Origin of the sequence: Streptomyces umbrinus (genome assembly GCF_030817415.1) — a bacterium.
GTDB lineage: Bacteria > Actinomycetota > Actinomycetes > Streptomycetales > Streptomycetaceae > Streptomyces > Streptomyces umbrinus_A.
The window spans coordinates 2,454,644-2,471,104 of record NZ_JAUSZI010000002.1 but is presented as its reverse complement, the minus strand read 5'-3'; the positions used below and the strand labels follow the sequence as shown (position 1 = coordinate 2,471,104).

10 protein-coding genes and 1 pseudogene are annotated in these 16,461 nt (G+C 64.2%); all 11 read left to right on the top strand.

Annotated features, from left to right (window positions below; translation table 11 throughout):
- Nucleotides 1-37: 37 nt before the first annotated feature.
- The 11 genes and pseudogenes from QF035_RS11430 to QF035_RS11385 all read left to right on the top strand — a co-directional run bounded on the left by QF035_RS11430 (nucleotide 38) and on the right by QF035_RS11385 (nucleotide 16,441).
- Nucleotides 38-730 carry a hypothetical protein gene (locus QF035_RS11430; protein WP_307520018.1) on the top strand — a complete coding sequence of 231 codons (693 nt, stop codon included), beginning with the start codon at nucleotides 38-40 and terminating at the stop codon, nucleotides 728-730.
- Nucleotides 731-831: 101 nt separating this feature from the next.
- On the top strand, nucleotides 832-1,950 hold the full coding sequence (locus QF035_RS11425) for a cytochrome P450 (protein ID WP_307520016.1): 1,119 nt from the start codon (nucleotides 832-834) through the stop codon (nucleotides 1,948-1,950).
- The gene (locus QF035_RS11420; RefSeq protein WP_307520014.1) at nucleotides 1,944-4,949 is read left to right on the top strand and encodes an AMP-binding protein; all 3,006 of its coding nucleotides are present in this window, start codon (nucleotides 1,944-1,946) and stop codon (nucleotides 4,947-4,949) included. The genes QF035_RS11425 and QF035_RS11420 overlap by 7 nt, the downstream gene beginning before the upstream one ends.
- Nucleotides 4,946-6,691, top strand: a complete 1,746-nt coding sequence (locus QF035_RS11415) for a non-ribosomal peptide synthetase (protein WP_307520012.1) — start codon at nucleotides 4,946-4,948, stop codon at nucleotides 6,689-6,691. The genes QF035_RS11420 and QF035_RS11415 overlap by 4 nt, the downstream gene beginning before the upstream one ends.
- 3 nt (nucleotides 6,692-6,694) lie before the next feature.
- Nucleotides 6,695-8,137, top strand: coding sequence for an AMP-binding protein (locus QF035_RS11410; protein ID WP_307520011.1), 1,443 nt, complete (start codon nucleotides 6,695-6,697; stop codon nucleotides 8,135-8,137).
- 107 nt (nucleotides 8,138-8,244) lie between these two features.
- On the top strand, nucleotides 8,245-9,108 hold the full coding sequence (locus QF035_RS11405) for an ABC transporter ATP-binding protein (protein WP_373466633.1): 864 nt from the start codon (nucleotides 8,245-8,247) through the stop codon (nucleotides 9,106-9,108).
- Nucleotides 9,096-9,893 carry an ABC transporter permease gene (locus QF035_RS11400; RefSeq protein WP_307520009.1) on the top strand — a complete coding sequence of 266 codons (798 nt, stop codon included), beginning with the start codon at nucleotides 9,096-9,098 and terminating at the stop codon, nucleotides 9,891-9,893. Before QF035_RS11405 ends, QF035_RS11400 begins: the two co-directional genes overlap by 13 nt.
- Nucleotides 9,854-10,666, top strand: a complete 813-nt coding sequence (locus QF035_RS11395) for an ABC transporter permease (RefSeq protein WP_307520008.1) — start codon at nucleotides 9,854-9,856, stop codon at nucleotides 10,664-10,666. The genes QF035_RS11400 and QF035_RS11395 overlap by 40 nt, the downstream gene beginning before the upstream one ends.
- Nucleotides 10,667-10,677: 11 nt before the next feature.
- Complete coding sequence (locus QF035_RS11390) at nucleotides 10,678-11,964, top strand: condensation domain-containing protein (RefSeq protein ID WP_307520006.1); 1,287 nt, start codon at nucleotides 10,678-10,680, stop codon at nucleotides 11,962-11,964.
- Nucleotides 11,957-12,052, top strand: a pseudogene (locus QF035_RS55730) (MbtH family NRPS accessory protein); the annotation flags it as partial. The gene QF035_RS11390 and the pseudogene QF035_RS55730, both read left to right, overlap by 8 nt.
- A gap of 90 nt (nucleotides 12,053-12,142) precedes the next feature.
- The gene (locus QF035_RS11385; protein ID WP_307520005.1) at nucleotides 12,143-16,441 is read left to right on the top strand and encodes a non-ribosomal peptide synthetase; all 4,299 of its coding nucleotides are present in this window, start codon (nucleotides 12,143-12,145) and stop codon (nucleotides 16,439-16,441) included.
- The last annotated feature ends 20 nt before the right edge of the window (nucleotides 16,442-16,461 follow it).

Genomic DNA, 16,461 nt, shown 5'->3' with positions numbered 1-16,461 from the left:
ACCCGGCACCAGGGCTTCGGGGCGGTCCCTGGTCGTCATGGAATTCACCAACGAAGTGCCCCCGAGGAGCTTTGCTGGACTGGTTCCGGTAGAGCTCTCGGAGAGCCAGCTGGTTGTCGATCCGCTCGCCTTGCCAGGCACAGAGGGTAAAGTCTTCGAGTTCGCCGAACAGGTGGAGTTCTGGGCCGCTCGTATTAAGCACACGGCAGGGATCCCCTTGGCCGTGCTCGCCTACTGCTCGGCCGCCTCACTGGCCCAGGGGATCGTCGCTGCCTTGGGCGACTCCAAAGTCCCCCTGATCCTGTTCGACCCGGAGTATCCGGGTCGCCAGGCGCCGCAGAGCCTGTTCCGGGACCTGGTGTACTCCACAGGCGGCATGGCATCGACCGAGGCTCTCCCTGACCTTACGGATTTGTCCACCAACGAGGCACTACGGCGGGCGGGTTCGTTTCTTGCCGGGCTTATCGAGCGCAACGCACCCGATCTTGACCGCACCATCGCCGAGGAGCTGATCACCGGGCAGCGCGCCTGGCTGAGCTTCGTCCTGTCCACCGTCTCAGCTCCCCTCGGTATGCCGTGCCCGGATCATGTCTTCCTCAGCGACTCCGGCACGTGGGAGGCAGGCCGCGGCTCGGTGGTTCATTGCGTCGGGGGTTCGTCCACCGAACTCTTCCGTTCCCGGACCGTGGCGGCGGAGCTGTCCGAGGTCCTGGGCGTCGGTGTGGCATGAAACTGACGAAAACCGCGCCGACGCGGTGCCCGTACGCGCACAATGCAGCCATCCGGCCTGATCCCTGCGCGGACTATTTGGTTTGGCGGACCGATGCTCCGGTGCGCAAGGACGAGCTGCTCGGCGTTTGGGTAGTAACGGGTTTCGCAGATGTGTCACGTCTTCTGATGAGCCCCGCGCTTTCGTCAGCCTGGCCAGCTCAGGGGACGACGGAACTCCATTCGTCCGGATCATGCGACCGCGAGAGCAGGTCGCGCACGTCGGACACCGTGCGGCGATGGTTCATGTTCAAGGACGGTGGAGGCCACGCAACGCTTCGGAAACTGATGGCTCCCGTGTTCACGACAGAGCGGATCTCTCAGGTGCGCCCCTATGTCGAGGGTGTGGTGGCCGAACTGCTCGCCGCTCACGATACGGACGACGTCCTCGACGTGATGGCCGACCTCGCCATTCCGTTGTCCAGTCGGGTCATCTGCCACGTCCTGGGCCTCTCAGAGTCGGTGGCTCCACAGTTGCACGGATGGGCGCAGGACATTGCAGCCCTGCTCATCGCCGACTACCAGCCTGAGGTCGTCAGGAGGGGAGATCGGGCTCTGCGGGAGATCGAGGACGTGATCGAGGAAGCGCTCGACTGTGGAGAAGCCCGGGAGACCAGCGGCCTCCGAGTTCTCCAGCACGCCGTTCGCGACGGGCTGATTGACCAGGCCGATGTTCCGGCCACCGCGAGCCTGCTGGTATACGCGGGATACGAGACCACATCCACATTCATCGGCAAAGCAGTGCGAGCACTGATCCACTCGGGAAAATGGCGCTCCCTGAACCATCAGGCCACGTCGTCAACGGTGGAGGAATTACTCAGATTCGACACCTCCGTCCAGCAGGTCGCCCGGATCGCCGCACACTCGGTCACGGTGGGGGGACAGCGCATCGAGGCTGGCGACTTGGTGCTCCTAATGCTCGGCGCGGCCAACCGGGATGAGTCCTTGTTCGCCGAGCCCGATGTCCTGTCCCCTGGGCGGAGCATTCCGCGGCAACTGACCTTCGGGCAGGGGCCGCATTACTGCCTCGGTGCTGGCCTTGCCCGACTGGAGACCGAGGTGGTCCTCGCAGCTTTGGCGGCGCGTTGGACCTCTGTCCGTCTCGCGGCCCCGCCAGTCACCCGCTCGCACAACGGGGTGAACATGCTGGAAAGCCTCAAGATACGGGTCGAGCCATGTTGACGCAGGACGAGACCATCCACGGGGCGTTCGCCAAGCAAGCTCGAAACAGGCCAGCCGAGAGGGCACTGATCCAAGGCCAGACAGTTCTGACGTACGCCGAGCTGTCCCGGGCAGCGGACGACTACGCTGCCGAGCTGGCGGCGCTCGGTGTCCGCCCAGGCGACCTCGTGCCGGTTCTCCTCCCGCGTTCACCGGAGCTGGTGGCGACGCTGCTAGCCCTGCTGAAGCTTGGTGCTGCTTATTCCGTCCTGGACCCGAGGTGGCCGGAGGAACGCCGGACCGAGCTCGTCCACCAGCTCGGATCGTCGGTTGTCGTGACGCATGCCCAACCTGTGTCCGTGGCGATCCAGAGCGGCCGGATTGTGGAAGGCGCAGTGACCGGCGGAGAAGCGCCTTCGACGGTTTTCTTCACCTCCGGTACCACCGGAAACCCGAAAGGCGTGGTATCTCCCCACCGTGCCACCACCAGACTGTTCACTGCCGGGAGCTTTGCCGACTTCGGGCCAGGCTGCGTCACCTCAGTCGCTGCCGCGATGGCATGGGACGCCTTCTCACTAGAGCTATGGGGGCCGTTGGTCAGCGGAGGCACGGCGGTACTCACGGACGGCGAATACTTCCTCCCGGAAACACTGTCCAGGATGATCCGCGACCGTGGGGTGAACACGACCTGGCTTACCGTCTCGCTCTTCAACCTGTTCGTGGATGAGCAGCTCGACTGCTTCCGGGGGCTGTCACGACTGATCATCGGTGGGGAACGTCTCTCGCCTGCTCACGTTTGTCGATTCCTCACCACACATCCCGCGATCACTTTGCTCAACGGCTACGGACCTGTGGAGAGCTGCGTCTTCGCAACTACACACACGGTAATGCTGGCTGACACCAGGAGTAGCGATGGTGTTCCGTTGGGACGGCCGGTGCCACGCACGCAGGTTCTCGTGCTGCGGGACGAGGTGCCGGCGGCCCCCGATGAGCCAGGTGAGATCTGGATCGGCGGCGCAGGCCTGGCCATCGAATATCTCGCCAACTCAGAGGAGACCGAAAAGCGGTTCACGACCGTCCAGACCGCAGACGGCGAGGCCCGTCTATACCGTACGGGAGACCGCGGCTTCCTCGACGATGACGGGATTCTCCACTACTTGGGCCGTGCGGATCGGCAGGTCAAGATCCGGGGCCACCGGGTCGAGCCGGCCGAGGTTGAGAGTGTCTGCGAGGCTATGCCGGAAGTTGAGCGAGCCGTTGTCATTCCTGTCGAGGGTGCTGACCTCTCCGTCACCTGCCTCGCATTGTTCTACACCGCGTCGGCAGAAGGGCGTCGAGCCGGGTCGCCGACGCTGACTGACCGTCTTCGGGAGGCACTTCCCGCCTACTGTGTGCCGGAATTGATCGAGGAATTAAACGCATTCCCATTGACAGCTCAGGGCAAGACCGACCACCGCGCGCTCCTGGCCAGGCTTGGGCCGGATAAGGCCCGGACCGGTACGGGCATCGAGGTCCTCTTCCACGAAATCCTCCAGCCCGGCGACGGGCAGCTCGACCACAGGTCACCCGACACAGCTTGGGCCGAACTCGGGGGCACCTCGCTGGATGCCATGCGGCTGTGCGCCCGGATCCAGGCGCAACTCGGCGTTCGCGTATCCGTCTCGGACTTCATGAGGGACCCGAGTCTCAATGGGCTGCGGCGAGTGGTGGGACACGCCATGGCGTTGCCCGTCCGCGGCGCTTCCACGACGTCCATTGGGCAGGAGATTCCGCTCATAGGAATGCCAGCCCACTTCTGCATGGCATACGAGATGTCCCCTGCTGACACCTCCGCGTTGTGCCGAAGGGCCTGGGCGATCGACGGTCCGGTTGACCTGGTGGCTCTCGAAAGGGCCGCGGGTGACCTGCATGAACGTCACGAGGCACTGCGCGCCTCCTACCGCCTGGGGGACGGGCCGGTTGCGTACCTGGATCCGGGACGGAGCTCTTTCGCGCTCACAGATCTGGGGCAGCGGAGCGACGGCGAGCCGGCGGAATCGGCCCTGCGGGAAGCCCTGCTGCGTCCTCTGTCGATCCACTCCGGTGAGGTCTGGCGCTGTGCCGTGGTCCGAACAGAGAGCGGCAGCACACTGCTCGGTTTGACGGTGCACCACGTCGCATTTGACGGCTGGTCCGAGTCGCTGCTCGTCTCGGAACTGACAACTGCGTATCGCAGCCGGATCGCCGGGATTCGTGAGACTTTCGATGGGCCCGCCCCCACCCTGGCGGAACTCGCCCTCGAAGAGGCGACGGTCCAACGCCGCTCAGATCGGGAGCGCCACCTGGACCACTGGAAGACGAGCCTGCTCGGCGCACCGGAACTGAACCTGGCGAGGCCGCGGTCGACGGACGACAACCCGGTGGGCGTCTTCGGCTTCACCCTCGACACCCGTGAGGTGGAGCGCCTGACACGGGATGCACGGCAGTGCGGAGGGACACTGTTCCTGGCACTTCTCACCGGATACGACGCCGCCCTGCGCCAGGTGCTCGGCCAGGACGATTTCTGCATCGGAGTTCCGGTGGCGCGACGGGGTGGCGCACACGCGATCCGCGCAGTGGCGTGCCTAGTGGACATGCTGTGCATGCGCCTCCCGTCTGCTGATGAGCCCGGCTCGCTCGGGGACCGTATGCGCAGAACGTGTTCGGTGATCGAGTCGGCTATGGCGTGCCAGGACGTCGCGTTCGACGAGGTGGTGGCCGCCTTGGCTCCTCTGCGTACAGGTCGGAACCCGCTGTATCAGACCGTTTTCGCCTACCAGAGCAACCCCGCCCGGGAATTGGCTCTCGACGGATGTACCGTCCGTGCACTGCCGCAACCGCCGGCCGCGCCGCGGGCAGAACTGGCCTGCGAGGCGTGGCCGCAGCCCGACGGCGGACTTCGGGTGGAAGTGACCTTTCAGGCCCGGCTGGTACGGCGAGACATCGCGCGGCGGATTGCTGACGTGTACCAGGTCCTGCTGACAAAGGAAGACCACCGATGACATCGCAAACTGAGCCGCTCTCGCCCGTCCCCGCCTTACTGGAGCAGTTGGCCCTCCGAACGCCCACCGCCGTGGCCATCGAGACGGCAAGCGTGGAAGTTACGTACGCCCAGCTCTGGGAGAGGTCAGGGTCGGTTGCCGCCTCGCTCCGGAACCTATCGGAGTTTCGGGCCGGCGGGCTCCTCGGTGTGCTCTACCCGCGGGGCGCGGAGGGCATCATCGTTCAGTTGGGGATCTGGCGCGCGGGCTGTGCATACGTGCCCCTCGACCCCCGCCTTCCGGGCGGTCGCCTGGAAGCGATCCTGACGGACGCTCGGCCCCTGGCCGTCCTGGCGCCCACGGGTGAGGGGGCGGCCGTGGCTACGAGTGTTCCCGTCCATCATCCGGACGTCAGCCGTGTCGCGGGGTTGGGTTCCGACGAAGCCTTCACCACCTGCGCATACGTGATCTACACGTCGGGATCCACGGGCACCCCCAAAGGGGTGGAGGTCGGCCACTCAAGTCTTGCAAATTTGGTCGGCTGGCATCAGCGGACCTACGACACCAAGCCGGGTATACGGGTCGGAGCATTCGCCGGCCTGGCCTTTGACGCCACGGTATGGGACGTGTGGGCGACCCTCTCAAGCGGAGCAACCCTCGTACTTCCCGAAGATCGCACCACCACCGACGTACTGACGATCCGGGACTTCTTGACCAGCCGCCGCATCGACCACTGTTTCCTCAGTACCCCCCTGGCGGAGCAGCTGATCACACTGCCCGATCCGCCCGCCACTCTGCAGCTTCTGAATACGGGCGGGGACCGCCTGCGTGTCCATCCGCCCATTGACTTCCCTGCGGCGGTTCACAACCACTACGGGCCGACAGAAGCGACCGTCGTCACAACGGCCAGTGAAGATCTCAGGAAGGGTGACTGCGGCTCGTTCCCTAACATTGGCCGACCGATTTCAGGCGCGACCGTTCGCCTGGTCGACGCAACTGGTGCGGAGATCACCGAGCCGGGTGAGGGCGGAGAACTGTGGATCGGCGGCGCGGTACTGGCGCTCGGTTACTGGCGGGACGATGGCCTTACACGCGACCGGTTCCAGCGCACGGAGGACTGCTCGCTCTGGTACCGCTCGGGGGACATCTGCCGCTGGGATCGGCGCGGGTGGCTCGAGTACGTCGAGCGTCGGGATACCCAGGTTAACCTTCGCGGACACCGCATCGAATTGGCCGAGATTGAACAGATGTTGCTGAGCCTCCCCGGAGTGAAGCAGGCTGCAGTCGTGGTCCGTGGTGACCAATTCGGTGGATCGCTGGTTGCGTTGGTGTGCGGGGACGCGGATGGAGGCTACCTGCGAGCCGAGCTCAGCCGTTCACTGCCCACTTACATGGTGCCCGGGGTGTTCCGGTACGTGGATGAGCTGCCGCTCAACAGCAGTGCCAAGATCGACAGGGCAGCCTTGGCCCAGGTGGTCGCAACCGACACCAAGATCACGTCCCAGGCCGGTGAAGAGCCGCTTGATGAGCCGGCGAGCACGCTTGACGCGGTGGCCGGGATCTGGGGCGCTCTACTCGGCCAGACGCCCGCGCAGAGCGACGACTTCTTCAAGATCGGCGGACACTCACTGGTCGCCGCGCGGGTCACGGGGCGGGTACGTGAAGCATTCGGGATCCAAATTGCATTGCAGGAGATCTTCGGCAATCCGGTTCTCTCCGACTACGCACGCCGCGTCGACGAACTACGCGTAGGAGGACAGTGACCGATGGACACGGTATGGCACCTGTTCGACGAAAAGACCTCGCGTGAGCCGTCTGCACTGGCGGCCGTCGGCGACCTCAGGTACAGCTATCAGGACATTAAGGAGCAGGCTCAGATGCTGGCGACGCGCATCGCGCATAGCACGCCGCCGGGCTCTCTGCTGGTACTGGAAGCCGATAACGCGGTCAGCGCTGCGGTCGGTTTCCTGGCCGCGGCCCGATGCGCATGCGCTGTCCTTCCCCTCAACGAGCAGAGCCCGTCGGCGTATCGGGAGCGGATTCTCACTGACGCCTGTCCGTCGCTGCATCTCTTGGCAACCGGCGAGTGCGAATTCACGATCGCAGAGACTGGCCTCCCTGCCTCCGGGCCGGCGGAGAGGACAGACTTCACCAACGTTGCGTATGTCATCTACACCTCGGGGTCCACCGGCCTACCTAAGGGCGTGGTCGTGCCCCACGATGCGCTACTCGCCCGTCTCGTAGGGCTGGCGAGGACGCCAGGTATGAAGTCCGGTGAGGGAATCCTCGCGATGACCGCGCGGTCATTCGACATCTCACTCGCGGAGATCCTGCTCCCGCTCGCGACCGGCGGGTACTTGATCGCCGCTCCGCCCGAGGCCCGCAGGGATCCCGACGTCTTCGCGACAGTGGTGGAGCAGGCGGAACCGGACATCATCCAGGCCACTCCGAGCTTCTGGCGCATGGCTTTCGCGGGAGGCTGGTCAGGCGCGCCCAAGGCTCGTATCTGGTGCGGAGGCGAGGCCCTGACGCCCGAGCTTGCGCGTCAACTGAAGACGTCATCGATGCAGTTGTGGAATCTCTACGGCCCAACCGAGGCGACCATCTGGGCTTCGGCAGCGCGCATCGACTCTCCTGCCCCGGTCACGCTTGGTTCCCCACTGCCGGACTCAGGGCTCTGCCTGGACGGGCCCAGTGCAGAGGACGGCTCCCAGGAGGGAGAAATCCTGTTGTACGGAGCCGGTCTCGCGCTGGGCTATCTCGGCCAACCTGATCTGACACGGAAACGCTTCAGCCTGCACGAGACCCCACAGGGACGCCAACTTGTGTACCGCACGGGCGACCGCGCGCGCCGATACCCCGACGGATCCCTGTCATTCCTCGGACGGAACGACGACCAAGTCAAGCTCCGAGGCCACCGGATCGAATTGGGCGAGGTCGAGGCGGTTCTCGAAGAGCACCCCCACGTCTCCGCCGCAGTTGTTCTCCTGCGCCATGCTGAGCGCCCGGAGCGTAGCTATCTCGAGGCCTTTGTGGCTGCTGGGCCGGATGCCGCCAGTGCGGACATCCGGCAATGGGTGCGCGACCGGCTGCCTGCTGCGCAGTGCCCGACGAAGATCTCCCTCCATGGTTCGCTGCCGCGTACCAGCGCAGGCAAGGTGGATCGCGTCCGATTGGCAAGCACCCCTACGCAAAGGCTCCGTTCATGAGTGATTACGCAATCGAACTCGACAACCTTACGCGGACCTTCCGATCCGGCCAGGGCAAGACGAGACGCGCTGTCGACCAGTTGTCACTGCGTATCGAACGCGGGGAGATGTTCGGCCTGCTGGGACCCAACGGCGCTGGCAAGACCAGTACGGTCAAGATCCTCATGACCGTGCTCCTGCCGACGTCCGGCCACGCACGCATCCTGGGGGATGACGTGGTAAAGCAGGTCGAGCGGGTCCGCCACCGGACCGGCGTGATTCTGGGCGGCGACACGGGCTTGTATGCGCGTCTGTCGGCAAGGGACAACCTCCTGCTCTTCGCCGACCTGTACGGCATTCCCTACCGCGATCAGAGACGACGTATCGGCGAACTGCTGGACGTGGTTGGCCTACTCAAAAGCGAGCGGACCCGCGTCGAGACGTTCTCCCGCGGTATGAAGCAGCGGCTGCACATCGCTCGTGGACTGCTACACGATCCCGAGGTCGTCATTCTGGACGAACCCAGTAACGGAATCGATCCGGTCGGCGCACGCGAGCTTCGGGATTTAGTACGGGGAACCGTCAGGAACGGACGAACTGTCCTGATGACCACGCACTACATGTTCGAGGCCGACGAGTTGTGCGATCGAGTGGCCGTGATGCGGGACGGGAAGAAGATCGCCGAGGGCACTCCGGAGTCGCTTAAGAAGCAGACAGACGGGCAGGTCGTCCTGTCCCTGGACATCATCGGTGTCGGAGAGCCGGAACTCGATCGGCTGCGGCGACTGCCCGGAATACGCTCCCTGAGCGTGACCGCGGTGGACGGCAGCCAGCGCCTGGACCTGCACTGCGACCAGCAGACCGACATCACTGCCGCGGTCATGACAGAGCTACGCCACCTGTCCGTGCTGCGGGTTGCAAAACGTGAGCCAACCCTCGAGGACGCCTACGTCTCCCTGGTCTCAGGTAGTGGTGGCACATGGACGTCCTGACCCGACGCGTCATCAGCTCGCTGCTGATCCTCTCGCGGGGGTGGCTGTTGGAGCTCCGCCAACTGATGCGGTCCCGGCTCTACCTGGTCACAGCCGTGATTCTCCCGTTGGTGTTCGCCTCGCTTGCGCACTATATGTTCACCGGTTCAAACCGCTCGGAGGGCCCGCTCGCTATCGCGCTGAGCGCCGGCCTGATGGGCATGTGGTCCACCACGCTGATGGGATCCGGAAGCGCCATCAACCGGCTTCGCTTCATGCAGGTACTTGAACCCCTAGTCGCCTGCCCCGCTCCCACGCTCTTGTTCTGCCTGCCTTTCGCGCTCGCCACTGCCTCGATGGGGATCTACTCGCTCGGAGCCACCCTGGTCTGGAGCGTGCTCTTCTTCGGCATGCCACTGGAGCTGGCGAGCCCAGCGCTCTTCGCGGTCGCCCTGCTGGTCACTGTGGTCTCACTGGGACTGCTGGGGCTGCTGCTGGCCTCGGCCTTCATCCTCTATCCCACGGCGCAGTCCCTGGCGAACTTCTTCGAGTATCCGATCTGGATGCTAAGCGGCGTTCTCGTGCCAGTGAGTTCACTGCCTGCACCGGTGCAGTACATCTCCGATGTGCTGGCACCGTCCTGGGGTGTGAAGGCGGTAATGCGCTCCGCGACGGGTGGAGGCGGCACGCTTTCGGCTGTGTTGATCTGTTCACTCCTCTCCGCTCTCTACGCCGGGGTCACACTTATCCTGCTAAGGAGGTTCGAGTGGTTGGCACGCTCCAGCGGAACACTGGCGCTTCAGTGACCCTTCGATTGTTCTTTGTGGCCGGCTGGCGCTCCCACATGGCCCTGTTCCGATGGATGCGGCCGTCGGCGTTCTTTCCCACCGTCATCGGTGTGCCTACCGTGCAACTGATCTGGTTCGTCCATCTCGGCCACTACGTGGGTTCTCATCCGGTCGCCTACTACGCCGTAGGCAACGCCCTTCATGCTTGTGCCATAGCAGGCCTGTTCGCACCGGCTATGTCCATTCAAGGGGAGCGGTTGAGCGGAACCCTGACCGCGGTGCTCGCCACTCCAGCCCGAAGGGGCATCATGTTCCTGGGCCGGGTCGTTCCTGCGGTCCTGATCGGGTTCCTTACCTCCGTCGTCATGTTCGCTTTCGGCACGCTCGTCGCTGGAGTGGAGCTGCCCTGGGCCCGGCTTCCGCAACTCGCCGGAGCGGTCCTCGTGACGGCGACCTCCTGCAGTGCCTTCGGTCTGCTTATCGGCGCCATAGGCCTGCGAACGCGGGAAGCGATCCTGATCGCGAACCTTACCTCCTATTTCATGCTATTGGTCTGCGGTGTCAACGTGCCTCGCGAGAGCCTGCCGGGCTGGCTCGAAGCAATGGGCCTACTCATGCCGATAACACACGGACTCCAGGCAGCCCGAGACGTGCTCGCTGGAACTGCAGGAGCCGGATGGCTCATGTTCCTTGAGCTTCTCAAGGCGTTGGCGTATCTGGCCATGGCGCTTGCGACGCTGAGGCTCCTTGAGCAGAGCAGTCGTCGCCATGCCGTTCTCGATGAAATGTGAGTGTGCATGCCATGTCCATCATCGCTGTCGCTCCTCTGACATTCGGCCAGCTGTCACTCTGGAGATCCATTCAAGGCCTGAGCTCTGAGAAACTCAGCGTGGCGAATCTCCATCGATCTTGGGCGCTACCCGGAGCACACTCAGTGGCCGACCTGGAGACAGCTCTCTCCCTCTTGGCGGAGCGGCATGAGTCGCTTCGGACCAAATTCCGCAGGTCGGGACCGCGCGGCATCGAGCAGGAGGTCTGGGCCTCCGGTCTCATCCGCCTGGAGCCGCTGGAGGTTGGCGGGGAAGCGGAGCAGAAGGCGGCAGAGGTGGCGGCAGGTCTCGCCTCCCAGCCCTTCGATCTGGCGTCCGACTTCCTCTGGCGCGCGGTGGCCCTCTGCCAGGACGGTAAGCCGCACCATCTCTGCTTGAGCGTTCATCACATGGCAGCCGACCGTGTGTCGCTCGGGCTCCTCCACGACGACCTGTGCTCGCTTCTCGCGGGTAGGCCCTTCGAAGCGGCGGCCGCTACACCCCGCGCCGTTGCGGAGACCCAGCAGTCCAAAGCATGGGCCGCACGCAGAGCCACCGCGGTCGAGCACTGGCGAAGGACCCTGAAGGCAGCGCCTCCTCCTCTCCCGCCTGCCGGCCCCCGAGCGGCAATGTTCTCCGGCACTCTGCGATCGGCGCCCGCACTCCACGCTGCCAACGCCCTCGCGGACCGACTCGATATCTCCCTGCACAGTGTCCTCCTCGCCGTACTGTGCGAAACACTTGCCGAGCAGACGGGCGAGGAACGCCTTCTGATCGGGCTGATGGCGGGGAACCGGAACGATCCCGCGTCCCGAACCCTGGTGGCTTCGCAGAACCAGCTGGTTCCCTACCTGGCCGAGGTGGACGGGAAGAGCGACTTCGATACGTTTGCCCGCCAGGTCTACTGGAAGACATTGCTGGCCTATCGGCACGGTTCATTCGACGTCGACGACGTGGAGCCGCTCGCGCAGAAGTACGGACGTTACGGCAACGGCGACGGCTTCGACTACATCTTCAATTTCGATCAGAGCCCGGCGATGCCGGCCGCGGGCGGATACACCAGTCATGAGAGTGAAATCCAGGTTCGATCCGATGGACGGGATCTCGGATATCCGCTCTATTTCCAGACAGGAAGATCGAACGACCTGTTGTGCTGCCAGCTGAGCTTGCGCAAGGAGATGGATGGGTTGAGCAACGAGGGCGAAGCACAATTCCTTCAGGAGACTAGGGTATTCCTTGATAAATTTCGGCGTTCACTGATGGAGCGAGGCAATGCCTAGCCCGTTTGAGAAGGAAGACATAAAGTACTCGGTACTCGCAAATAGACAGGGTGACTACTCACTCTGGCCGACAGGATTCGCAGTTCCGGTGGGCTGGCACGCCGTCTATACAGACGACTCCTGGGCAGCATGCCTTCAATACGTCGAGACAGACGGAACCGGGTCAAGGAAGATTCCCGTGCCGGAGGCGGTACTGGCTGCGGCACCCGATGAGGGGGATCGGCAAAGTGAGGAGCGTTCGGAGGTCCCGCATCGAAAATCGGCCTGGAAAGCTTTCACGGAGTCGGACGAGGAGCGCCTCCGCCGCATCTTTGCCGACCTGCTCGGCTTGGCCGGGGTGGGAACCGAAGACGACTTCTTCGAACTCGGCGGCCAGTCCCTGCTGGCAGCAAGGCTGATCAGTCGCGTACGGTCGGAGTTCGGTGTGGACCTGGCGTTGCGCGACCTGTTCCGTTCGCCCACGGTCGCTGGGCTGCTGGAACAGATCGCATCGCATGATGGAACGGATCCCACTGAGCCTCGGCTCGGACCGGTTGTGCGCGGAGATGTCGCACCGCTGTCGTTCGCCCAGCAGCGCATGTGGCTTCTCGGCCAACTGGAGGGGCCGAGCTCCACGTACAACGTGACGGAGGCGTTCCGGCTGCGCGGTGAGCTCGACATCGAGGCGCTTCGGGCCGCTCTGGGCTACGTGGTGGCCCGGCACGAAACCCTCCGAACGGTGTACGAGGTGCATGACGGCGATGCCGTCCAGCGCGTCCTCCCGGCCGAGCGGGCAACACCCGTGCTCGAGGTCGTCACCTGCGGCGCGGATGAAGTGTCCCGGCGCATAGCGGAAGCCGCTGGCGGCGTGTTCCGGCTAGACGCCGGGCTTCCGGTGCACTGCGTGCTCCTGCGCCTCGCTCCGAACGAGCACGTCCTTGTACTGACTGTCCATCACATAGCGTGCGATGGCTGGTCGATGCAGCCTCTGATCGCCGACCTCGGTTCCGCCTATACAGCGCGCACGGTGGGCCGCCGTCCGCACTGGAAGCCCCTTCCAGTGCGGTACTTGGATTACTCGGTGTGGCAGAGGGAGCTGCTCGGCCGCGCCTCCGACCCGCTGAGTCCGCTCTCCAGGCAGCTTGCCTTCTGGCGCGAGACTATGAAGGGTGCTCCAGAGGAACTACCGCTTCCTACGGCTCGTAAGCGTCCGGCAGAGCCCACCTACGCGGGCGGCACAGTGCCGTTTTCGATCGGGGCGGCGCTGCACTCGCGCCTGGTCAAGGTGGCGCGTGCCAACGATATGACGCTCTTCATGGTGCTGCACGCCGGCTTGGCGACACTCCTCACCAGAATCGGCGCGGGGACGGATTTGCCCATCGGTTCGGCCGTGTCCGGCCGAAACACTTCCGAACTCGACGATCTGGTCGGGTTCTTCGTCAACACGATCGTGCTCCGCACCGACACGTCCGGTGACCCATCTTTCAGCGAGCTGCTCACCCGCGTCCGGGATCTCGATTTGGCGGCATTTGAGCACCAGGACGTTCCCTTCCAGAGCCTCATCGAACACCTGAGGCCCACTCGGGACAGCGCCCGGCATCCCCTCTTTCAGGTGTTTCTGCTCCTGCAGAACAACCCTGAGGCCGAGCTGCGTCTTGATGGTGTGGCGGTTGCGCCCGAGCCGGTGCTTTCGAGCACCGCGAAGTTCGACCTCTCCGTGTACTTCACGGAGCAGAGAACAGAGGACCATCGGCCGGCCGGCCTGACTGGCTCCGTCGAATACACGGTCGATCTGTTTGACCGGTCCACAGTTGAGAGCCTCGTTGCCGCCCTGCTGCGTGTGCTGGAGTCTGCAGTCGAGGACCCCGAACGGGCCATCACTGATTTGGAGGTGCTCCCAGCAGCTCAACGACAGCGGCTGCTGGATGTGTGGAATGGCGATGAGGAGTCGCTGCCGACTATGACCTTGCCCGATGCCTTCGAGGCACAGGCAGGGCTCACCCCGGAGCGCACGGCACTGGTCTGCGGGGACACACGCGTGTCGTACGCGGAACTCCGCACCAAGGTCCGGCGCCTGGCACGGGCACTGCAGAGACGAGGGATCGATCGTGGCGCGCTGGTGGCCATCGCGATGCCTCGCTGCTGCAAACTGGTGATCGCGGTTCACGCGGTTCAGCTTGCGGGCGCGGCCTACCTTCCCCTGGATCCGGGCGATCCGCCTTCTCGGACAGAAGCGGTGTTGTCCGACGCCGATCCGGGATTCCTGCTGACGCCCGAGTCTTATACCACGTTGATGGACGAGCTGGCCGCCGATGGCGATGTGCCGCCTTTTCCCGGACCGATGCCGGACGATTTGGCCTACATCCTCTACACCTCCGGTTCGACCGGCCGCCCCAAGGGGGTGAAGATCACCCACGCGGGGATTCTGAACCGTCTCCTGTGGATGCAGCGACAGTTCGCCCTCGAGCCCAGGGACCGGGTCCTGCAGAAGACTCCGTCCAGCTTCGATGTATCCGTGTGGGAGTTCTTCTGGCCTCTGATGGTCGGCGCGACGCTTGTGGTCGCCAAGCCGGACGGGCACAAGGATCCGGTCTACTTGGCATCACTTATCGAGCGGGAACAGGTGACGACCATCCACTTCGTGCCGTCCATGCTCGACGTCTTCCTGCGATCCTCGGACGCTTCGCGTAGCCGCACGCTGTGCCGCGTGATCTGCAGTGGAGAGGCGCTGTCCGGAAGCCTGGCACGGCGCTTCTTCCAATTGTTCGACGCTGAGCTGCACAACCTCTACGGACCGACCGAGGCGGCGGTGGACGTCACCCACTGGCGGTGCCTTCCCGAGGATGACGGAATCACCGTGCCCATCGGCCGGCCCATCACGAACACCCAGGTCTACGTACTGGACGAGAAGTTGCATCCGACGCTGCCTGGAGTGGTGGGCGAACTCTACCTCGCGGGAGTACAGCTGGCGCAAGGCTATCTCAACCGCGCCGGGCTCACTGCCGAGCGTTTTGTGGCAAACCCCTTCGGTCCACACGGCGCGCGGATGTATCGCACTGGCGACCTCGCACGCTCGACGGTGGATGGTGTGATCGAGTACACAGGCAGGGCTGACGACCAACTCAAGATCCGTGGGGTCAGAGTTGAACCTGGCGAGATCGAGTCTGTTCTGGCCGAAGAAGATGCCGTCGACCAGGCCGCAGTAACCGTTCGCGAGGATCGTCCCGGCGATCAGCGGCTCATCGCCTATGTGGTGCCCGCCGCGGCCACCCAGGTGGACCTTTCAGCGTTGCGGGCTCGGACAAGCGAGGTGCTTCCTAGCACACTGGTTCCGGCTATGTTCGTGATCGTTCCTCAACTGCCCCTGACCTCCAGTGGGAAGCTTGATCGCCGCGCTCTTCCTGCACCGGTTCAGGCGGCCCCAGACGGCGAGCGCCGTCTGCCCCGCTTCCGCAGTGAGGAGGTTCTCGCAGGGCTGTTCGCCGACGTGCTGAGACTCTCCGAGGTGGGTGTGGACGAGAACTTCTTCGAGCTGGGCGGACATTCCCTCCTAGCGGTTGGACTTGTCGACCGCATCCGCTCGGAATTGGGAATGGAACTTGGCCTCGGCTCGCTGTACCGGAACCCAACCGTCGAGGGTTTGGCAGCATTGCTTGGACGAGTCGAACAGACAGGCGCTACTGACTCTCTCACAGCGGATTGCTTTTCTGCCCTGGACACCCTGCTCCCGCTCCGGACGACGGGGAGCAAGCTCCCCCTATTCTGCATTCATCCGGCCGCCGGTATTGGCTGGAGCTATGCGGGCTTGCTCCCCCATCTGGACGTCCCTCTATACGCCCTCCAGGCGTCCATGCTATCTAACATGGAATCGAGTCCTGAGAGCATCGAGAGCATTTCGAATGAGTACGTCGAGCTCATCAGAGCAGTCCAGGAGCGCGGCCCCTATCGGCTTCTCGGCTGGTCTTTCGGGGCGGGCGTGGCCCACGAGATCTCGGTGCAACTCCGCGCCGCGGGGGAGCAGGTCAGTCTTCTCGCGGTACTTGACGGGTACCCAGCGGATATCGCGGACACGCAGACGGGCTTAGCCGCCGACAGCCCAGAGGCGCTGCAGGCCCTCCTTGCATCCTTGGGAATTGCACTGGGTCCAGGCGAAGCCGAGAAACCGCTGAGGATGCAGGACTTCATTGCTCTCGCCAAGCGGGAAGATAGTCCCCTCCAAAGGATGTCCGATATGGATCTCCGTGCCATTGCCCGCGTTTTCGTAGAGCACATGTCCTTGACGGGAACCTTGTCGAGGGGTGTCCATGACGGAGGCATGCTCCTGTTTGTGGCGACGCGAGAGAAGCCGGACACCTCACCTGCCCCCGAGTCCTGGCGGAGGTACATCAGCGGACAGATCGATGTCCACAGAATTCCCTGCGCGCACGGTTCCATGCTGCGGGGTGCCGCGTTGGAACAGATCGCTGCAGTGTTGAACGAGCGGCTGTCGCTTGAATGACAGGTGGTCGAGCGGTACGG

What these genes read in the sequence shown, in the direction of transcription:
- QF035_RS11390 (WP_307520006.1), top strand. Translation starts at nt 10,678, where the DNA reads ATGTCCATCATCGCTGTCGCTCCTCTGACATTCGGCCAGCTGTCACTC.
- QF035_RS11420 (WP_307520014.1), top strand. Translation starts at nt 1,944, where the DNA reads ATGTTGACGCAGGACGAGACCATCCACGGGGCGTTCGCCAAGCAAGCT.
- QF035_RS11405 (WP_373466633.1), top strand. Translation starts at nt 8,245, where the DNA reads ATGTTCGGCCTGCTGGGACCCAACGGCGCTGGCAAGACCAGTACGGTC.
- QF035_RS11430 (WP_307520018.1), top strand. Translation starts at nt 38, where the DNA reads ATGGAATTCACCAACGAAGTGCCCCCGAGGAGCTTTGCTGGACTGGTT.
- QF035_RS11415 (WP_307520012.1), top strand. Translation starts at nt 4,946, where the DNA reads ATGACATCGCAAACTGAGCCGCTCTCGCCCGTCCCCGCCTTACTGGAG.
- QF035_RS11400 (WP_307520009.1), top strand. Translation starts at nt 9,096, where the DNA reads ATGGACGTCCTGACCCGACGCGTCATCAGCTCGCTGCTGATCCTCTCG.
- QF035_RS11410 (WP_307520011.1), top strand. Translation starts at nt 6,695, where the DNA reads ATGGACACGGTATGGCACCTGTTCGACGAAAAGACCTCGCGTGAGCCG.